This window comes from Actinomyces sp. AC-20-1 (assembly GCF_023369555.1).
GTDB lineage: Bacteria > Actinomycetota > Actinomycetes > Actinomycetales > Actinomycetaceae > Actinomyces.
The window spans coordinates 24,455-41,044 of sequence record NZ_JACJVC010000004.1; the positions used below are offsets into that span (position 1 = coordinate 24,455).

The 16,590-nt window shown below is 73.6% G+C and carries 14 protein-coding genes; 7 read left to right on the forward strand and 7 right to left on the reverse strand.

What is annotated here, in order from left to right; translation table 11 throughout:
- The first annotated feature begins 1 nt into the window (after position 1).
- From H6X67_RS03610 to H6X67_RS03620, 3 genes are all read left to right on the forward strand, one after another.
- The gene (locus H6X67_RS03610; RefSeq protein WP_249367862.1) at positions 2 to 1,021 is read left to right on the forward strand and encodes an aldose 1-epimerase family protein; all 1,020 of its coding nucleotides are present in this window, start codon (positions 2 to 4) and stop codon (positions 1,019 to 1,021) included.
- A 1-nt stretch (position 1,022) separates the two neighbouring features.
- Entirely contained in the window at positions 1,023 to 1,967 is a 945-nt protein-coding gene (gene rbsK, locus H6X67_RS03615; RefSeq protein ID WP_249367863.1) for a ribokinase, read from the forward strand.
- Positions 1,968 to 2,072: 105 nt separating this feature from the next.
- Positions 2,073 to 4,637, forward strand: a complete 2,565-nt coding sequence (locus H6X67_RS03620; RefSeq protein ID WP_249377040.1) for a DEAD/DEAH box helicase — start codon at positions 2,073 to 2,075, stop codon at positions 4,635 to 4,637.
- Between the two features lie 87 nt (positions 4,638 to 4,724).
- Here H6X67_RS03620 and H6X67_RS03625 read toward each other — a convergent pair whose 3' ends face one another.
- Together H6X67_RS03625 and H6X67_RS03630 are read right to left on the reverse strand one after the other, a co-directional pair.
- Complete coding sequence (locus tag H6X67_RS03625; RefSeq protein ID WP_249369054.1) at positions 4,725 to 6,140, reverse strand: 6-phospho-beta-glucosidase; 1,416 nt, start codon at positions 6,138 to 6,140, stop codon at positions 4,725 to 4,727.
- Positions 6,137 to 6,886 (reverse strand): DeoR/GlpR family DNA-binding transcription regulator, encoded by a 750-nt coding sequence (locus H6X67_RS03630; protein ID WP_249369055.1) that lies wholly within the window; start codon positions 6,884 to 6,886, stop codon positions 6,137 to 6,139. The genes H6X67_RS03625 and H6X67_RS03630 overlap by 4 nt, the downstream gene beginning before the upstream one ends.
- A 139-nt stretch (positions 6,887 to 7,025) precedes the next feature.
- Between H6X67_RS03630 and H6X67_RS03635 the strand changes: the two genes are divergently transcribed.
- From H6X67_RS03635 to H6X67_RS03650, 4 genes are all read left to right on the forward strand, one after another.
- Positions 7,026 to 8,054, forward strand: a complete 1,029-nt coding sequence (locus H6X67_RS03635) for a carbohydrate kinase family protein (RefSeq protein ID WP_249375478.1) — start codon at positions 7,026 to 7,028, stop codon at positions 8,052 to 8,054.
- 63 nt (positions 8,055 to 8,117) lie between these two features.
- Positions 8,118 to 9,524: an ABC transporter substrate-binding protein gene (locus H6X67_RS03640; protein ID WP_249369056.1), complete on the forward strand. Its 1,407-nt coding sequence runs from the start codon at positions 8,118 to 8,120 to the stop codon at positions 9,522 to 9,524.
- Between the two features lie 36 nt (positions 9,525 to 9,560).
- Positions 9,561 to 10,484, forward strand: a complete 924-nt coding sequence (locus tag H6X67_RS03645; protein WP_249369057.1) for a carbohydrate ABC transporter permease — start codon at positions 9,561 to 9,563, stop codon at positions 10,482 to 10,484.
- The gene (locus H6X67_RS03650) at positions 10,481 to 11,290 is read left to right on the forward strand and encodes a carbohydrate ABC transporter permease (protein WP_249369058.1); all 810 of its coding nucleotides are present in this window, start codon (positions 10,481 to 10,483) and stop codon (positions 11,288 to 11,290) included. Before H6X67_RS03645 ends, H6X67_RS03650 begins: the two co-directional genes overlap by 4 nt.
- 13 nt (positions 11,291 to 11,303) lie before the next feature.
- Here H6X67_RS03650 and H6X67_RS03655 read toward each other — a convergent pair whose 3' ends face one another.
- The 5 genes from H6X67_RS03655 to H6X67_RS03675 form a co-directional block, all read right to left on the reverse strand.
- Positions 11,304 to 11,678: an Rv3654c family TadE-like protein gene (locus tag H6X67_RS03655; RefSeq protein ID WP_250649264.1), complete on the reverse strand. Its 375-nt coding sequence runs from the start codon at positions 11,676 to 11,678 to the stop codon at positions 11,304 to 11,306.
- A 59-nt stretch (positions 11,679 to 11,737) separates the two neighbouring features.
- On the reverse strand, positions 11,738 to 12,034 hold the full coding sequence (locus tag H6X67_RS03660; protein WP_349305307.1) for a TadE family type IV pilus minor pilin: 297 nt from the start codon (positions 12,032 to 12,034) through the stop codon (positions 11,738 to 11,740).
- Positions 12,035 to 12,145: 111 nt separating this feature from the next.
- Positions 12,146 to 12,415, reverse strand: a complete 270-nt coding sequence (locus tag H6X67_RS03665; RefSeq protein WP_249369060.1) for a DUF4244 domain-containing protein — start codon at positions 12,413 to 12,415, stop codon at positions 12,146 to 12,148.
- Between the two features lie 164 nt (positions 12,416 to 12,579).
- Entirely contained in the window at positions 12,580 to 13,101 is a 522-nt protein-coding gene (locus H6X67_RS03670) for a GNAT family N-acetyltransferase (protein WP_250649263.1), read from the reverse strand.
- Positions 13,102 to 13,141: 40 nt separating this feature from the next.
- A complete protein-coding gene (locus tag H6X67_RS03675; RefSeq protein WP_249377042.1) occupies positions 13,142 to 16,570 on the reverse strand; it encodes a DEAD/DEAH box helicase in 3,429 nt (1,142 codons plus the stop codon).
- Positions 16,571 to 16,590: the final 20 nt, after the last annotated feature.

Here is a 16,590-nt window from a genome sequence, read left to right on the forward strand (position 1 = left end):
CATGCTCACGATCCCCCTCCACCCCGCCCTGTTCACCTGCGAGCCCCTCGTCGTCGCCCACGACGGCGACCTCAGGGCCACCGCCTCGCGCTACCCCAGCGGTGTCGCCTCGCTGCGGGTCGAGACCCGTCGCGGGCACGTCGAGGTGCTGCCCTTCATGGGCCAGATCATCTGGGGCGCCGTCATGGACGGCGTGAGCCTGCGCATGGACAACATGTTCCGTGAGCCCGTCCCGGCCACCGAGATCACCGGGACCTACGGCTGCTTCGCCTTCCACTCCGGCCTGCTGGCCGCGGGCTGCCCGGCCCCCGAGGACGACCACCCGCTGCACGGGGAGTTCTCCTGCGCCCCGATGCAGGAGGCCTGGCTCGAGGTCGACGGCGACAGGGTGCGCGTCGTCTCGCGCTACGAGTACGTCATGGGCTTCGGCAACCACTACGAGGCCCGCCCCTGGGTGGAGGTGCGTGACGGCTCCACCCTGTTCGACATCGGCCTGGAGGTGACGAACCTGTCCGCCTACGCGCCCATGCCGCTGCAGTACATGTGCCACATGAACTACGCCTTCGTCCCCGACGGGCGCATGGAGCAGACCCTGCCCGACGGCGCCTTCGCCCTGCGGCGCACCGTCCCGGCGCACGTGCACCCGACTCCTCGGTGGACCGCCCTCAACGAGGACATCCTGGCCGGCAGGCTCGACCCCGACTGCCTCACCGGCGCGGAGGAGTTCGACCCGGAGATCGTCTACTTCGCCGACGACCTGCCCCGCTACGGCGAGGACCTGGAGTTCACGCTCTCCTCCCCCGAGGGCCGGACCTTCGTCACGCGCTTCTCCTCGGCGGACTTCCCCGTGGCGACCCGCTGGGTCCTGCACAACCCCGACCAGAAGGTGGCAGCCTTCGTCCTGCCGGGCACGTCACGGCCGGAGGGGCGCCTGGCCGCCGAGCAGGCGGGCACGCTCATCAGCCTGGCCGCCGGCGAGACCCGCCGCTTCCTCGTCACCACCGGCCTGAAGGAGAGCTGACATGACCCGCACCAGTACCACCGACCCGCAGATCGCGGTCATCGGCTCGAACATGGTCGACCTCATCTCCTACATCCGCCGGATGCCCAAGGAGGGTGAGACGCTTGAGGCGCCCGACTTCTCCATGGGCTGCGGCGGCAAGGGCGCGAACCAGGCCGTGGCCGCCTCGCGCCTGGGCTCGAGGGTGCTCATGGTCACGAGGGTCGGCAACGACATCTTCGCCCAGAACACCATCGCGAACTTCGAGCGCAACGGGATCGACACCACCTACGTGCTGCAGACCGAGGCCACGAGCGGTGTCGCCCCGATCTTCGTCGACGAGGAGTCGCACAACTCGATCCTCATCATCAAGGGCGCCAACGCCCTGCTCACGCCGGCGGACCTTGAGGCCGCCGAGCAGGACGTGGCGCGCTGCCGGCTCATCGTGCTGCAGCTGGAGATCCCGCTGGAGACGGTCTACGCGGCCATCGAGATGGGCCAGCGCCTAGGCATCCCGGTGCTGCTCAACCCGGCGCCGGCCCAGCCGGACCTGCTGCTCGAGCGTGTCAAGGGCTGCGACTTCCTCGTGCCCAACGAGTCCGAGCTGTCCCTGCTCACGGGCATGCCCGTGGACACCGAGCAGGACGTGCGGCGCGCGGCCTCCGTGCTGCGCCGGGCGGGGGTGCGTCACGTCATCGTCACCCTGGGCTCGCGCGGGGTGCTGTGGCTCAGTGACGACGGCGAGGAGCTGCTTCCGGCGACGGACACGCAGCCCCTGGACACGACCGGGGCGGGGGACGCGTTCATCGGCTGCTTCAGCCACGTGCTCGTCGAGACCGGTGACATCCGTGAGGCGATCGTCCAGGCCAACGCCTACGCGGGCGACTCGGTGACCAAGCGCGGGACGCAGACCTCGTACGCCACCGCCGAGGAGTTCGCCGCCGTCCTCGAGGCCCTGCGGGGCTGAGCCCCGGTCCTTCCCCGACATCCTCGGTTTGCGCTCGAGCTCCCTGGGAGTTCCCCGTACGTTCGAGCGCAAACCGAGGAGTTGGGGGGAGGGCACACTGTCCCCGTGCCCGCCGCCCCTACCCCGCCCGCCGTCCCGCGCTCCCCCGCACGCGACCTCACCGGCCTGCTGGAGTCCATCGGCGCGCGCGACGGCCGCCTCATCCACCTCGAGCGCACGCCCGCCCGCCCCGGGCGGCACGGCCACTGGCCCGCCTGGGCGGACGCGGACCTCGTCGCCGCCTACGCCCGCCTGGGCGTCACGCGCCCGTGGACGCACCAGGAGGAGGCGGCCGACGCCGTCCACCGCGGCCACCACACGGTCCTCGCCACAGGCACCGGCTCGGGCAAGTCGCTGGCCGCCTGGCTGCCGGCCCTCTCCGACGTCCTCGACGCCCAGCGGCCCGGGGGCTCCTCCGCGCGGATCTCCTCCTACGGGCGGCGTCCCACCACCCTGTACCTGTCGCCCACCAAGGCCCTGGCCGCGGACCAGGCCGCCGCCCTGGAGCGGCTCGTCGGAGAGCTCGAGGCCCTTCAACGTGAGGCCGGCGCCCCCGCCGGGTCGGTGCGCACCGTGCGCACGGGCACCTGCGACGGCGACACCTCGATGCCGGAGCGCGACTGGGCCCGGGCGCACGCCGATGTCGTGCTCACCAACCCCGACTTCCTGCACTTCTCCCTCCTGCCCGGCCACGAGCGGTGGAACCGCTTCCTGCGCTGCCTGCGCTACGTCGTCATCGACGAGTGCCACGCCTACCGCGGCGTCCTCGGCGCGCACGTGGCCCTCGTCGTGCGCCGCCTGCTGCGGCTCGTACGGCGCCTGCGCCCGGACGGCCCCGGGCCCGTCGTGCTGTGCGCCTCCGCGACCGCCGCCGAGCCCGCCCTGACGGCCGCACGCCTCATCGGGGTCGAGAAGTCCGCTGTCGTCACCGTCACCGACGACGGCGCCCCCGCCGGTGAGCGGACCCTCGCCCTGTGGCAGCCGGCCCTGAGGGAGCCGTGGGCCACCTGGCAGGACAGCGGGCCGAGTGGGCCGGGCGGGTCCGTCGCCGTCGGGACGCCGCAGGGGGCCGCTGGGCCGGACTCCGGCGACCCGACCGAGGACCCCAGCGCGCGGCGCTCGGCCGTCATCGAGGCCGCCGAGCTGCTCGTCGACCTCATGAGCGTCGGCGCCCGTGCGCTCGTGTTCGTGCGCTCGCGCCGCAGCGCGGAGGTCGTCGCCGAGCGCGCCCGCCACAGCCTCGGGCTGTCCGCGCCCGAGCTGGTGCCGGCCGTGGGCGCCTACCGGGGCGGCTACCTGCCCGAGGAGCGGCGCGCCCTCGAGCGCGACCTGCGGCGTGGCGCCCTGCGCGCCCTGGCCACCACCAACGCCCTCGAGCTCGGCATCGACGTCACGGGCCTGGACGCCGTGCTCATCGCCGGCTGGCCGGGCACGCGCGTCTCGCTGGGTCAGCAGGCCGGGCGCGCCGGACGGGCCGGGTCGCGCGGAGTGGCCGTGCTCATCGCCTCCGACAACCCCCTGGACAGCTATCTCGTCCACCACCCCGAGGACGTCTTCGCCGCCCCCGAGGCCACGGTCTTCGACCCGGCCAACCCCTACGTCCTGGCCCCGCACCTGTGCGCCGCCGCCAGCGAGTCACCCCTGCGCGCCGAGGACCTGGCCCTGTTCGGGTTGAGGGACGAGTCCCTCCTCGAGGACCTGGCCGCGCGCGGGGCGCTGCGGCGCCGGCCGGCGGGCTGGTTCTGGAACACGGGCCTGCCCGGCCGCGCCCAGGACCTCACCAGCCTGCGGGGCGACGGGCCGCCGGACGTGCCGGTGGTCGAGGCGGCCACCGGCACCGTCATCGGCACGGTGGACGGGGCCGCGGCCGGTTCCACGGTCCACGAGGGCGCCGTCTACGTCCACCAGGGGCGCAGCTACGTCGTCGACGCGCTCACCGACGAGGCCGCCGTCGTCACCGAGAGGCGGGCCGTCGGCTACCGCACGCGCGCCCGCGAGCACACGAGCGTGCGCGTCATCGCCGAGCGCGACAGGCAGCAGTGGGCCGACGGCGTCACCTGGTCCTTCGGGTCCGTGGAGGTCACGAGCCAGGTCGTCGGGTACATGAAGCAGGCCCTGCCCGGCATGGAGGTCATCTCCCAGCACCCCCTGGACATGCCCGAGCACGTCCTGCCGACGGCGGCCGTGTGGTGGACGGTTCCCGTTGAGGTCACCGAGGCCGCCGGGCTCACGCCCGCCGACCTGCCGGGGGCGCTGCACGCGGCCGAGCACGCCTCCATCGGGATGCTGCCGCTGCTGGCGACCTGCGACCGCTGGGACATCGGCGGGCTGTCCACGGCCGTGCACCCGCAGACGATGGTGCCGACCGTGTTCGTGCACGACGCCCAGGCGGGCGGGGCGGGCTTCGCCGAGCGGGGGTTCAGGGCCGGGCGCGAGTGGCTGACGGCGACGCTCGCGGTCATCGAGGGCTGCGGCTGCGCGGCCGGCTGCCCGTCCTGCGTGCAGTCCCCCAAGTGCGGCAACAACAACGAGCCCCTGGACAAGGCCGGGGCGGCGACGCTGCTGCGCCTCCTGCTGGCGGCCGCCCCCGGCACGCAGCCGGCTGTGGGTGGGGGCCCGGTTGACCGGTGACCGGCCCCACCCCCGCGCGACCCGCCTTCGACCGCGACGCCGAGGAGTGCCCAGGCGGGCGCGAGGCTCACGTCTCGGGGCCGGTGCTCAGCGCCTGAAGGTCGCGGCCACCTGCGGGTTCTGGTCGAGGTAGCCGTCCAGGACGTCACGGGCGACGGTGACCGAGTCGACCAGCGGGTGCGAGGCGAGGGCGCGCCAGGCCAGGGCCCGGTCACCGCTGAGGGCCGCGTCGATGACGAGCTCCTCACACCCCTTGACCGTCGTCACCAGCCCCAGCTCGGTGCCGCCGAGGGCGGCGACCCTCCGGGGGTGGACACCGTCGGCGTCCACGACGCAGGGCACCTCGATGACGGCGTCCTCGCGCAGCTGGGGGATGAGGAGGCCGGCGCCGTCGGACGCGTCGGCGTTGCCGACGTCGAGGATCATGCGCGCGCTCGTCCCGGTGGACACGGCCGTCATGAGGTCGAGGGCCACCTGCTGGTAGCCGCCTCCGGCGAGGTCCTCCTCTCGGCGCCCGGCGCGCTCGGACTCGTCCCGCGACTCTGCCATGTAGGTGGCCTCGCGCTCGTCGTGGGCGGCGGTCCACAGCCGGCCGGCGCTGCGCGGGTCCCTCTCGGCGGCCTCGTAGAAGGCGCGCTGCTGGCGCTCGAGGAACTCGCCGCGGGTGCGCTCCTCGGCGAGGATCCGCGCCACGGACTCGCGGTTGAGGTAGTAGTAGAAGAGGTACTCGTTGGGGAGCATCCCGAGTGCGCGGATCCAGTCGACGCCGATGGTGCGGGCCTCCTCGATGTGGTCGAGGGCGGCGTCGTCGGCGAGGAGCCCCGGCAGGCGCTCCTGGCCGCCGAGGCTCAGGGACCGCAGCCAGCCGAGGTGGTTGAGGCCCACGTAGTCGAAGTCGACGGCGTCCCCGGCCGCCGTCCCCTCGACCGTGGACACCCGGACGGCGTCCCCGCCCACGGCGGCCGTCACGCGGCGCACGAGGCCGATCGGGGTGTCGCAGATGCCGACGACGCGGTCCCCGAGGACCGTGCGCATCGCCTGGGTGATGATGCCGGCGGGGTTGGTGAAGTTGATGACCCAGGCCTCGGGGGCGAGGTCCCTCACCGCGCGCGCGAGCTCCATGGCGACCGGGATCGTGCGGAAGGCGTAGGCGTAGCCGCCCACGCCGACCGTCTCCTGGCCGAGGACGCCGTGGGCCAGGGCCACGCGCTCGTCGATGACGCGGCCGTGGGTGCCGCCCACGCGGATCGCGGAGAAGATGAAACCGGCCCCGGTGACGGCCTCGCGCAGGTCGGTCGTGGAGGTGATGGTGGGGGCCTGCGGGTAGTCGAGGTCGGCGAGCACGGCGCGCATGACGTCGAGGCGGCGCTGCGAGGAGTCGTACAGGCACAGCTCGTCAACGACGAGTCCCGGGTAGGCGCCGGTGCCGGCGCGCGCCTGGGCCAGGACCTCGGCGACCTGGGGGACGCGGAAGCCGCCTCCACCGGCGATGACGAGCTTCATGCGAGCACAACCTCCGTGCTGGTGCCCGCCAGCGTGTCCAGCGGGGCGGTTGAGGGGTCGGCCGTGGTGATGACGGCCTGAAGGTCGGTGACGGGTAGGACCGGCAGGAGGCCCGAGCCCGGGAGCTTGTCGGTGGTCGCGACGAGGACGGTGCGCTCGGAGGCGGCCCGGATGGCGTGCTTGATCGGCACCTCGGTGCCGGTGGAGTCCATGACGGTTCCGTCCGCGCGCAGGCCGGAGGTGCCCAGGAAGGCGATGTCGGCGCGCAGCTGGGCGAGGGCCTGCTGGGTCAGCGTGCCCACGAGTGAGAGGTAGGAGGAGCGCAGCAGCCCGCCCAGGACGATGAGCTCGACGTCGTGGTCCCCGCGCAGCTCGTCGACGACGGCGAGGGAGGCTGTGACGACGGTGAGGGCACGGCCGCGCAGGTGGCGGGCGACGGCGGCGCAGGTCGTGCCGATGTCGAGGACGACGACGTCGCGCTCCTCCACCATGGCGGCGGCGGCCGCGCCGACGCGGTCCTTCTCGTCCGCGGCGCGGGCGGCCACCTGGGGGAAGGGCTGGTCGTCGGCCTCGGGGGTGCCGCCCCCGCGCACGCGCTGCAGCAGCCCCGCCTTGTCCATCTGGTTGAGGTCCCGGCGGATCGTCGAGGGCGAGACCTCGAGGCGCTCGGCGAGCTCGCCGACGGAGGCGCCGCCGTGCGCGCGCACCATCTGGAGGATGACGGACTGGCGCTGCTGGGCGATCATGAGCAGAGAATAGCGCGGTCCCATCACCGTTTCAGTCAAATCTGAGCAGAATCGTCTACGGATGCGCAGATGCGGCGTAGAGTAGAGCCACGTCATGTGACGCATGTCGCTCAGGCCGGAGGAGAAGGAGGGAGTCGTGATGTGTCAGGCAGACACCCCGGGCGGTGCACGCAGCACCCTCCTGCCGATGGCGCCCAGCCCGGCGCACCCCGTCGTCGCCGTCGGCCCCATCTTCCTCGACGTCATCATGACCGGCCTCGCCCACGCCCCGCGCCCGGGCGAGGAGCAGTGGGTGAGCGGTTGCGCGCTCATGCCCGGAGGCGCTGCCAACCAGGGCGTCGCGCTCGCCCGGCTCGCTCTGCCCACGGCCCTGGTCTGCCACCTCGGCACCGACGCCGCCGGCGCCCTGGTCCGCTCCATGCTCGAGCGCGAGCGCATCGACCTGGGGTGGGCGGTCGCCGTCGAGCAGCAGAACGTCACCACCTCCCTCGCCTTCGACGGCGACCGCGCCATGACCACCGTCGGGCGCGACGACGCCCCCTCACTGGCCGCGCTCGCCCGGACGGGCACGGTCCCAGCCGTCGTCGTCACCGACCAGCGGGCCGTCACGGCCAACGCCGCCGTCCTGGCCTCCTGGCGCAGCGGGGACGTACGCCCCTGCGTCGTGTCCGACACCGGCTGGGACCCCGCCGGGGCCTGGGACCCCGCGGACCTGGCGCGGCTCGACCTCGTGGACGTGTTCACCCCCAACGAGGGCGAGGCGACGCGCTACACCCGCACCGCCACCGCCGAGCAGGCCGCCCGGGCACTGGCCGAGCGGGTCCCCCTGGCCGTGGTCACCCGGGGCGGGGACGGCGTCGTCGCCTGCGACGGCAGCACCCTCATCGCCCTCCCGGCGACGCCCGTGCGCCCCGTGGACACGACGGGAGCCGGCGACTCCTTCACGGCGGGACTCGTCTGGGCCCTGTCCCACGGGCTGGGCCTGCGGGCGGCGCTGAGCGCGGGGAGCCTGACCGCCTCCTGCACACTCGGGCGCCCCGGCGGCTCGGCCAACGCCCCGACCCTGACCGAGGTCGCCGCCCACGCCCGCTCGCTCGACCTCAGTGACGACTACGACCTCACCCTCCTCGACCTCATCAACCCCACCCCGAGCACGACCGACCACTGACCCCCACCGCAGACAGCGCAGCCCACCGACGAGCACCGCGCCACCCCCGTGAAGGAGAAGACCATGAGCCCCCGTCCCACCCCGACCGCCTCGCAGGCGCTGCGCCTGGCCACCACCCGCCGAGGCTTCCTCATCTCCACGGGCGCCCTCGCCACAGCGGGCGTCCTCGCCTCCTGCGCACCCGGCTCCTCGGGCGGATCCGACGGCACCAGCGCCGCCCCAGTGGAGGTCACCACCGACATCGCCTCCCTGCCCGAGCAGACGCTCGTCGTGTGGGACCAGGAGGTCCGCGGCGGCCAGAACGAGCAGATGGAGCTGCTCAACACGGCCTTCATGAAGAAGTACCCGAACATCACGATCGAGCGGAACTCGCAGTCCTTCGACGACCTGCAGACCACGCTGCGCCTGGCACTGACCGGCGACGACGCCCCCGACGTCGTCGAGGCGAACAACGGCCGCAGCACCATGGGCCAGTTCGTCGCCGCCGGCCAGCTCGTGTCCCTCGACCCGTGGACCGAGGCATACGGCTGGGACTCCTCCTACTCGCCGTCGATCCTCAGCTACTCCTCCTACTCCGAGGACGGCACGGTCTTCGGCGAGGGACGGCTGTGGGGCCTGCCCCAGGTCGGTGAGTCCGTCGGCATCTACTACTCGCCCTCACGCCTGGCCGCGCTCGGCATGGACCTGCCGGCCACCTGGGAGGACTTCACCGCGGGCCTGAGGACCATCAAGGACGCGGGCAAGACCCCTCTCATGCTGGGCAACGTCGAGAAGTGGCCCGCCCTGCACGTGTTCGGCCCCGTCCAGGGCGCCCACGTCGACCCGCAGACCATCCGCGCCCTGGGCTTCGGCAACGCCGGCGCCTCCTGGAGCACCCCTGAGAACCTCGCCGCCGCCACCGAGATCCAGGGCTGGGCCACCAGCGGCTACTTCAACGAGGGCTTCAACGGCGTCGACTACGACACCGTCTGGCAGGACTTCTCCACCGGCACGGGCGTCTACCTCATCGCCGGCTCCTGGCTGGCCCCGGACCTCGAGGCCGTCATGGGTGAGGACGTGCGCTTCATGCTCCCGCCCCAGGCGCAGGGCATGAGCACGGTGGCGACCACCGGGGGCACCGGCCTGCCCTTCGCCATCACCTCCGCGGCGAAGGACAAGAACGTCGCCGCCGCCTACATCGACTTCATCACCAACGCCGACGCCATGAAGGTCCTGGCCCAGACCGGCAACGTGCCCGTCAACGACACGGCCGCCTTCACCACCGGGGACACGAGCGTCGTCAACGACGTCATGACCGCCTTCGAGCAGGTCACCACCGCGGGCGAGGTGCTGCCCTACCTCGACTACGCGACCCCGACCTTCGACCAGGTCATGGGCGACGCCCTGCAGACACTGCTCGACAACCGCTCGACCCCGCAGGAGTTCCTCGACACCCTCGAGGCCGCCTACACGCAGTTCACGGGCGCCTGAGCGCCACCGGGGCGGCCCACCACCCGAGGTTCACCGATGACCGCTCAGACCACGCCGCCGGCGACGGCCGGGCCTCCGCGCCGGAGGCTGTCGACCAGGCGCAGCCACGTCGTCGTCTCCATCGCGCTGCTGGCACTGCCCGTGCTCGTCTACGCGCTGTTCATGCTCTACCCGCTGGCGAGGGTGGTACAGTTGTCCTTCTACCGGTGGGACGGCCTGAGCCTGGGCACCTGGGTGGGGCTCGACAACTACCGGACCACCTTCACCGATGAGCGCCTCGTCGGCGCCTTCGCCCACGCGCTCGTCCTCATCGTCTTCTACGCCCTCCTCCCGCTGGCGATCGGCCTCGTGCTGGCCAGCCTCCTGGCGCGCTCCGAGGTGCGGGGCACCGGCTTCTTCCGCACGGTCGTGTTCCTGCCGCAGGTCATCGCGATGGTCGTCCTGGCGGTGTCGTGGCGCAGGATCTACGCACCGGACGGCCTGCTCAACTCCGGGCTCAGGCTCGTCGGGCTCGACGCCCTCACGAGGTCCTGGCTGGGCGACTTCGACACGGCTCTCGTCACCGTCGGCCTCATCGGCACGTGGGTGAGCACCGGCCTCGTGACGGTCCTGCTCATGTCCGGCATCGCCGGCATCCCGAAGGACTACTACGAGGCCGCCACGCTCGACGGAGCCGGCTGGTGGCGCCGCTTCTGGCACGTGACGGTCCCCGGCGTGCGCGCCGAGATCCTCGTGTCCCTCACGCTCACGGTCATCGCGGCCCTCAAGACCTTCGACCTGGTGTACGTCACCACCTCCGGCGGACCGGGGACCTCGACGACGGTGCCCTCCTACGAGGTCTACAACCAGGCCTTCCGGCTCGGCCAGGTGGGCACGGCGTCCTCGTTGGCGGTCGTGCTCACGCTGGTCATCTTCGTCATCAACCTCACCATCAACCTGCTCGGGGAGCGTGAGCGATGAGCGTGTCCCGGGCCGAGAGGGCCCTCACCTACGTCGTCCTGCTGCTCTTCGCGCTCCAGGCGCTCGTCCCCGTCCTGTACGTCCTCCTCCTGGCGCTGGGCTCGGAGCGGATCGGAGACTCCTCCTGGGGCCACGTGGAGAACTTCGCGACCGCCTGGGAGCAGGGGCACTTCTCCCAGTACATGACGAACTCGGTGCTCATCGCCGTGCTCGTCGTCTCACTCGCCCTCGTGCTCTCGCTCATGAGCGGATACGTGCTGGGCATCCTGCGCCCCAGGGGCGCCAACCTCGTCTTCTACGTGTTCCTCATCGGCATCATGGTGCCCTCCGAGGCGATCGTGCTGCCCCTGTTCTTCGACATGCGCGTCCTCGGCCTGACGGACACCATCTGGGCTGTGGCGCTGCCCCAGACAGCCCAGTCACTGGCCTTCGGCACCTTCTGGATGCGCGCCTTCTTCCGCGGCGTGGACCCGGCGATCCTCGAGGCCGCCCGCATCGACGGCGCGACGGACGTGAGGATCCTCGTGTCGATCCTGCTGCCCATCGGCCGGCCCGCGGTCGTCACCCAGGTGGTGCTGACCTTCATGTGGACGTGGAACGACTTCCTCATCCCCCTGGTGATGAGCCCGTCGGGGCGGATGCGCACCGCGCCGCTGGGCCTGGCCTTCTTCCAGGGCCAGTACACGCAGGGCACGACGCTGCTCGCGGCCGGCGCCGTGCTCGTCGCGCTGCCGATGGTGCTGCTGTACCTCGTCCTGCAGAAGCAGTTCATCTCCGGCATGACCGACGGCGCCGTCAAGGGCTGAGGCCCGCGGCCACTCACCCCGTCCGCTCCACCGGGCCGGCCCGGGCAGCGGCCGCCGCCGTGCGCCCCACGCCCAGCACGCTGGCGCTGACGGCGACCCGCACCGTCACGTCCTCGCCCAGCACGGTGCAGCCGGTGAGCACGGCCCCGTTGGCCTCGGCGACCCGCTGCGCCACCGCGCACGCCTCGCCCGGGGAGACGAGTGAGCTCTGGGCCGTCGCCCCGCCCAGCGCCGCGAGGTCCGCGGCCAGGCGCGCCCGGCCGGCAGCCGCCTGCGCCTGGATGAGACCGGTGGTGGCGACAGCGAGGACGAGCAGGACGGCGATGACCGCGAGCGCGGTCACGGTGCCCGACCCGTCCTCGGGGTCGCGGCGGGTGGCCTGAGGCAGACCGCGTCGCGCTGCCGGATCCGGTCCGCAGCCTGGTCGGGCGCACCACCTGCCCGGGCTCATGGCGCACCCGGCTCGGTCCAGGCGCAGGCGCGGCTGCGCGCGCTCAGCCCGGCGGCGCCCAGGGGCCCGGGCACGGCGCGGCTGGCGCTCACGCAGGTGAGGCCGCCCTCCGTCGAGACGCTCAGCTCGACCCCGCCCGCCGCGCGCGAGGCGGGTCCGACCAGGTCGCTCTCTCCGACGGCGGCGGCCCGGGCGGCCACGCGGGCGGCGTCGGCCACGCGCAGCTGGGTGACGCCGGCGCTCACGCCGGACAGGACGAGGATGAGCACGAGAGCGACGGCCGGCATGGTCACGGCGGTCTCCGCCGTCACCATGCCGTGCTCGCCGCCTCGGGGCGTGCGCCCTCGCGCCCGCCCGTCCTGCTCGCACCGCGCCCGTGGGGTCCCCCAGGCCCGGCGCACGGCTCAGCCGATCGAGAGGGCCGACTCGATGAGGCTCTGGATGAGCCCGCCGATGGAGCCGGAGCGGATGACGGCGAGCAGCAGGCCCCCGAAGGCCGCTGCCGCGAGCGTGCCGATGGCGTACTCGGCGGTGGCCATGCCGGCCTCCTGGCCGGGGTCGCTGCTGCCGTCCGGGGCGGTCCGGCCGCCGTCCGCGGGGTGGGCCAGCAGCCATGAGGTGCGCACGGCGTCCAGGAAGCGGCGCGAGTGAGTGGCGTGGGTGGTGGTGGGCATGTCTCCTCCTCAGGGTGAGCGACGGCGGCCCTGTGCCGGCTCCGTCGTCCGCGGGCGGCCTGCCCGCCTGCTCAGAGTGGCCCGGCGGCGTCCTGGGGCGCACCGCGCCTGGGCGCACCTGTGGACAGGGGTGTCACGGCCGGAGCCTGTGGTGCCCGGGCGGCTCAGGCGGGGCGGCGGTAGACGAGGTCGCGGTCCTCGTGGGCGCCGACGAGGAAGACGTGCTCACCGGCCTGCGTGAAGCCGAAGCGCTGGTAGAAGCGCTGGGCACCGACGTTGTCCTCCCACACGCCGAGCCACAGCACGCGCGGGCCGTCGGCCAGGAGCCACTGCATCGCCGCGTCCATGAGGGCGGCGCCACGGCCACCGCCCTGGTGGGTGCGGCGCAGGTAGAGGCGCTTGACCTCGCCGTCGCCGGGGCGCACGTCCTCGTGCTCGAGGTCGCAGGGGCCGGCGAGCACGTAGCCGACAGCCGTGGCCGCGCCGTCGTCCTCCTCCTCGCACAGCAGGAAGCGGTGGGCGGGGTCGTCGAGAAGAGCGGTGAGGGCGGCCTCGGAGTAGGTCTCGGCGAGGAAGGCCTCCAGGTCCTCGGGGGTGTAGAGGCGGGCGAAGGTCTGGCAGAAGGTCTCGATGGACAGGGCCCGCAGCGCGGGCAGGTCCTCGCGGGTGGCTGGGCGGATGATCATGTGGGCATTGTGCTCAGGAAGCGTGACGGCCGGGGCCCTCTCACCCCTGAAGCAGCTCGCGGATCTCCTCGGCCGTGAGCGAGGTCCGTGCCGGCGCCTCGCCGCCCTCGATGACACGGGCGAAGAGGTCGGCCTTCCTCTCCTTGAGGGCCATGACCTTCTCCTCGATGGTGCCCGCGCACACGAGCCGGTAGACGAGCACCGGCCGGTCCTGGCCGATGCGGTGCACGCGGTCGACCGCCTGCTCCTCCACCTGCGGGTTCCACCACGGGTCGAGCAGGAAGACGTAGTCGGCCTCGGTGAGGGTCAGGCCGAATCCCCCGGCCTTGAGCGAGACGAGGAAGACGTCGCCCTCACCCGCCCGGAAGCGGGAGATGACGCCGTCGCGGTCCGAGGTGGAGCCGTCGAGGTAGAGCACGCGCAGGCCGGCCCCCTCGAGGACCTCCTGGACGCTGCGCAGGTAGCGCGTGAACTGGCTGAAGACGAGGGCCTTGTGCCCCTCGGCGATGACGGGCCCCAGGGTCTCGAGCAGCAGCCCTGCCTTCGCCGCGGGCCGGCGCCGGGTGGTCCCACCGGCCTGCTCCCCGTCCTGCTCGTCCAGCGCGACAAGAGCGGGGTCGAGCGCCATCTGGCGCAGGATGGTCAGCGAGCGCAGGGCGGAGAAGCGGGCCTGGGCGGTGTCGTCCTCGAGCAGGCCCATGACCTTCTGCCGCTCGCGGATGAGCCTGAGCTCGTAGGCGCGCCGGTGCGCGGGGCTGAGCTCGACGCTCAGCACCTGCTCGGTCTTGACCGGCAGGTCGGCGGCGACCTGCTCCTTGGTGCGGCGCAGCATGAAGGGGCCGATGCGCCGGCGCAGGTCCGCCAGCCTCCGCGAGCCCGCTGCTCCCCCGCGCTCGATGGTGCGCCGGTAGAGGTCGTTGAAGCGCTCGGGCCCGGGCAGCAGGCCGGGGGCGCTGACGCTCAGCAGGCTCCACAGGTCCATGAGGGAGTTCTCCAGCGGCGTGCCGGTGACCGCCAGGGCGCAGGGCGTGCGCAGGCGCCGCACGGCCCGGTAGGTGGCGGAGGCGTGGTTCTTGATGAACTGGGCCTCGTCGAGCACCACCCAGGACCAGTCGGCGCCGGCCCAGGCCTCCTCGTCCAGGCGCACGATCGTGTAGCTGGTGACGACGAGGTCCGCGCCGTCGGTCTCCTGCTCGAGCGCGGTGCCGCGCGCGGCACGGGTGCGGGTGACGGCACGCACGTCCAGGTCCGGGCAGAAGCGCCGGGCCTGCTCCACCCAGGCCCCGACGACGCTCGTGGGGGCGACGACGAGCACCGGCGGGCGGGGCCCGTCGGCCTCCTCGACCATCTGCTGGACCTCGGCGAGGACCTGCACGGTCTTGCCCAGCCCCATGTCGTCCGCGAGCACGCCGCCCAGGCCCGCGCCGCGCAGCAGGTGCAGCCAGCGGTAGCCCTCGAGCTGGTAGGGGCGCAGGCCGGCGCGCAGGCCCTGCGGGGCGGGGGCGTCGAGGGCCAGGGCCCCCTGAGCCGACGGCGAGGCGCCGCCGGGCTGCCCGGGCCCGGTCTGCTCCGTCTCCCCGAGCGCACCGGCCCCGCCCTCCACCACCGCCAGGAGGCGCTCGACGCTCTCGCGCCAGCGCTGCGCGGTCTCGCCCACGACCCCCATCTCCACCAGCTCGGCGTAGTAGCCCGCCTGGTAGGCGGTCACGCTCATGGCACCCGGGTCCTTGGCGTGCGGCTCGGCCAGCTCGCGCCCCTGCTCCATGAGGGCCGCGAGCCGGTGCACCTCGGGGCGGTCCACCTCGACCCAGGCGCCGGAGTCGAGGAGGATCTCCTTGTCCCCGTTGGCCACGGCGGCGATGAGGCGCTCGATGGGCACCTGGTCCTCGCCGACGTGCACGCGCACGCGCAGGGAGAACCAGTCGGGCCGGTCCTCCTCCTCGCTCACCTGCGTCGAGACGACGAGCTCGCCCTCGGCGGCACGGTAGTCCGGGACGTCTCCGACGACCTCGACCTCGAGGCCGTCCAGCGCCTGGAGCACCGGCAGGCTGCGGACCATGAAGCGGGCGGTCTCGATGCCGCTCATGCGCCTGGAGTGCCACAGGAGGCCGTGCTCGGCCGCCAGGGGGATGAGCCCGGAGAGCGCCTGGCGGGCGGCGCGCCGCTCGGCGGTCAGGTCCCGGGGGACCGGGCGGGCGACCTCACGGGCGGGTGGGCGCTCCCGCCTGCCCGCCCCGTCCCCCTCAGCCCCCTCGGCACCGAGGTCGCCCAGCAGGACCTCGCGGCGCAGCTCCCCGCCGGGCGTGAGGTAGCGCATGAGCCAGTCGGTGCGGGCCCGGTGGGTGGCGCCGTCGACCGTCACCCGCAGGACCGGGGTGACGACGGCGGGCTCGGGCACCGCGACGCCCTCGCCCACCCGGAGCACGGGCACGGCGCGCACCAGCCGCGGCAGGTGCTCGGACTCGAAGCGGGGCACGTCCACCTCGGGCACGACGACGCGGCGCTCGGGGTCCGCGAGCAGGCGGGCGAGGACCTCGTCCGGGGCGGGGTCGACCGGCATGAGGACGAGCCGGTCCGGGGTGGAGGCGGCGAAGGCGTGGACCGGCTGCCCGACCGGCTCAAGATCGAGGGCGGGCCCGTTGCCCGGGTGGGCCTGGCGCAGCGCCTCGACCCGGGAGGTGTCGACCTCGGGGAGGATGACGAGGGAGCCGTCCTCCTGGCGCTCGATGCCCACCCCGGCGCGCAGGCCCGGCTGGATGAGGACCGGCGTGCCGCCGCGCTGGGCGGTGGTGAGGGTCAGGCCCGCGGCGACGGCGCGGCGCAGGGCGTCCCAGACGCGAGGCGGGACGTCGTCGAGGCTCACGCGCTCGTCCTCGTAGTAGAAGCCGGCCGGGGACATGCGGCCGACCTCCTGGACGGGCTCCAGCACCTCGGGGGCGACCTCGTCCCTCAGCCCGCCGCCGAGCACCGTGCCCCAGGCGGCGCCGCGCCTGTTCCAGCCCTGCCTGCCCTCGATGAGGGGCAGGAGGGTGAGCCCGTGGCTCCACCCGCGCGGGTCCTCGGCCACCTCCAGCGCCAGGGCCCGGGTGGGGCGCTCGCTCACGCGCAGGAGCTCGTCGAGCTGCGCCTGCCAGTCCTCGGTGGCGCCGGGGGCCAGGGCCTGGGCGCGGGCGGTGAGCAGGAGGGCGACGGTGTGCTTGCAGTCGGTGCGCACGGGGCAGGAGCAGGAGCCGCTCCAGATGGGCTGCTCGCCGTGGCCGGTGACGTGGAGCATCGTCTGGTAGGTGCGCCCGCTGCCGCGGACCTGGGCCATGAGGATGTCGCCTCCGGCGGAGACGGACACGCTCAGGACCCACCCCTCGTCGGCGTAGCGGCGCCCGCGCAGGAAGGCCTGGCCGCCGACCCGCACCACGACCTGCTCGTCGCTCACGCGGGCGGGCCAGTCCTCCTCGGTGATCTCGCGCGCCACGGGGCCAGGTTACGAGGCGC

What these genes read in the sequence shown, in the direction of transcription:
- H6X67_RS03610 (WP_249367862.1), top strand. Translation starts at nt 2, where the DNA reads ATGCTCACGATCCCCCTCCACCCCGCCCTGTTCACCTGCGAGCCCCTC.
- rbsK (WP_249367863.1), top strand. Translation starts at nt 1,023, where the DNA reads ATGACCCGCACCAGTACCACCGACCCGCAGATCGCGGTCATCGGCTCG.
- H6X67_RS03625 (WP_249369054.1), bottom strand. Translation starts at nt 6,140, where the DNA reads ATGAAGCTCGTCATCGCCGGTGGAGGCGGCTTCCGCGTCCCCCAGGTC.
- H6X67_RS03630 (WP_249369055.1), bottom strand. Translation starts at nt 6,886, where the DNA reads ATGATCGCCCAGCAGCGCCAGTCCGTCATCCTCCAGATGGTGCGCGCG.
- H6X67_RS03635 (WP_249375478.1), top strand. Translation starts at nt 7,026, where the DNA reads ATGTGTCAGGCAGACACCCCGGGCGGTGCACGCAGCACCCTCCTGCCG.
- H6X67_RS03640 (WP_249369056.1), top strand. Translation starts at nt 8,118, where the DNA reads ATGAGCCCCCGTCCCACCCCGACCGCCTCGCAGGCGCTGCGCCTGGCC.
- H6X67_RS03645 (WP_249369057.1), top strand. Translation starts at nt 9,561, where the DNA reads ATGACCGCTCAGACCACGCCGCCGGCGACGGCCGGGCCTCCGCGCCGG.
- H6X67_RS03650 (WP_249369058.1), top strand. Translation starts at nt 10,481, where the DNA reads ATGAGCGTGTCCCGGGCCGAGAGGGCCCTCACCTACGTCGTCCTGCTG.
- H6X67_RS03665 (WP_249369060.1), bottom strand. Translation starts at nt 12,415, where the DNA reads ATGCCCACCACCACCCACGCCACTCACTCGCGCCGCTTCCTGGACGCC.
- H6X67_RS03670 (WP_250649263.1), bottom strand. Translation starts at nt 13,101, where the DNA reads ATGATCATCCGCCCAGCCACCCGCGAGGACCTGCCCGCGCTGCGGGCC.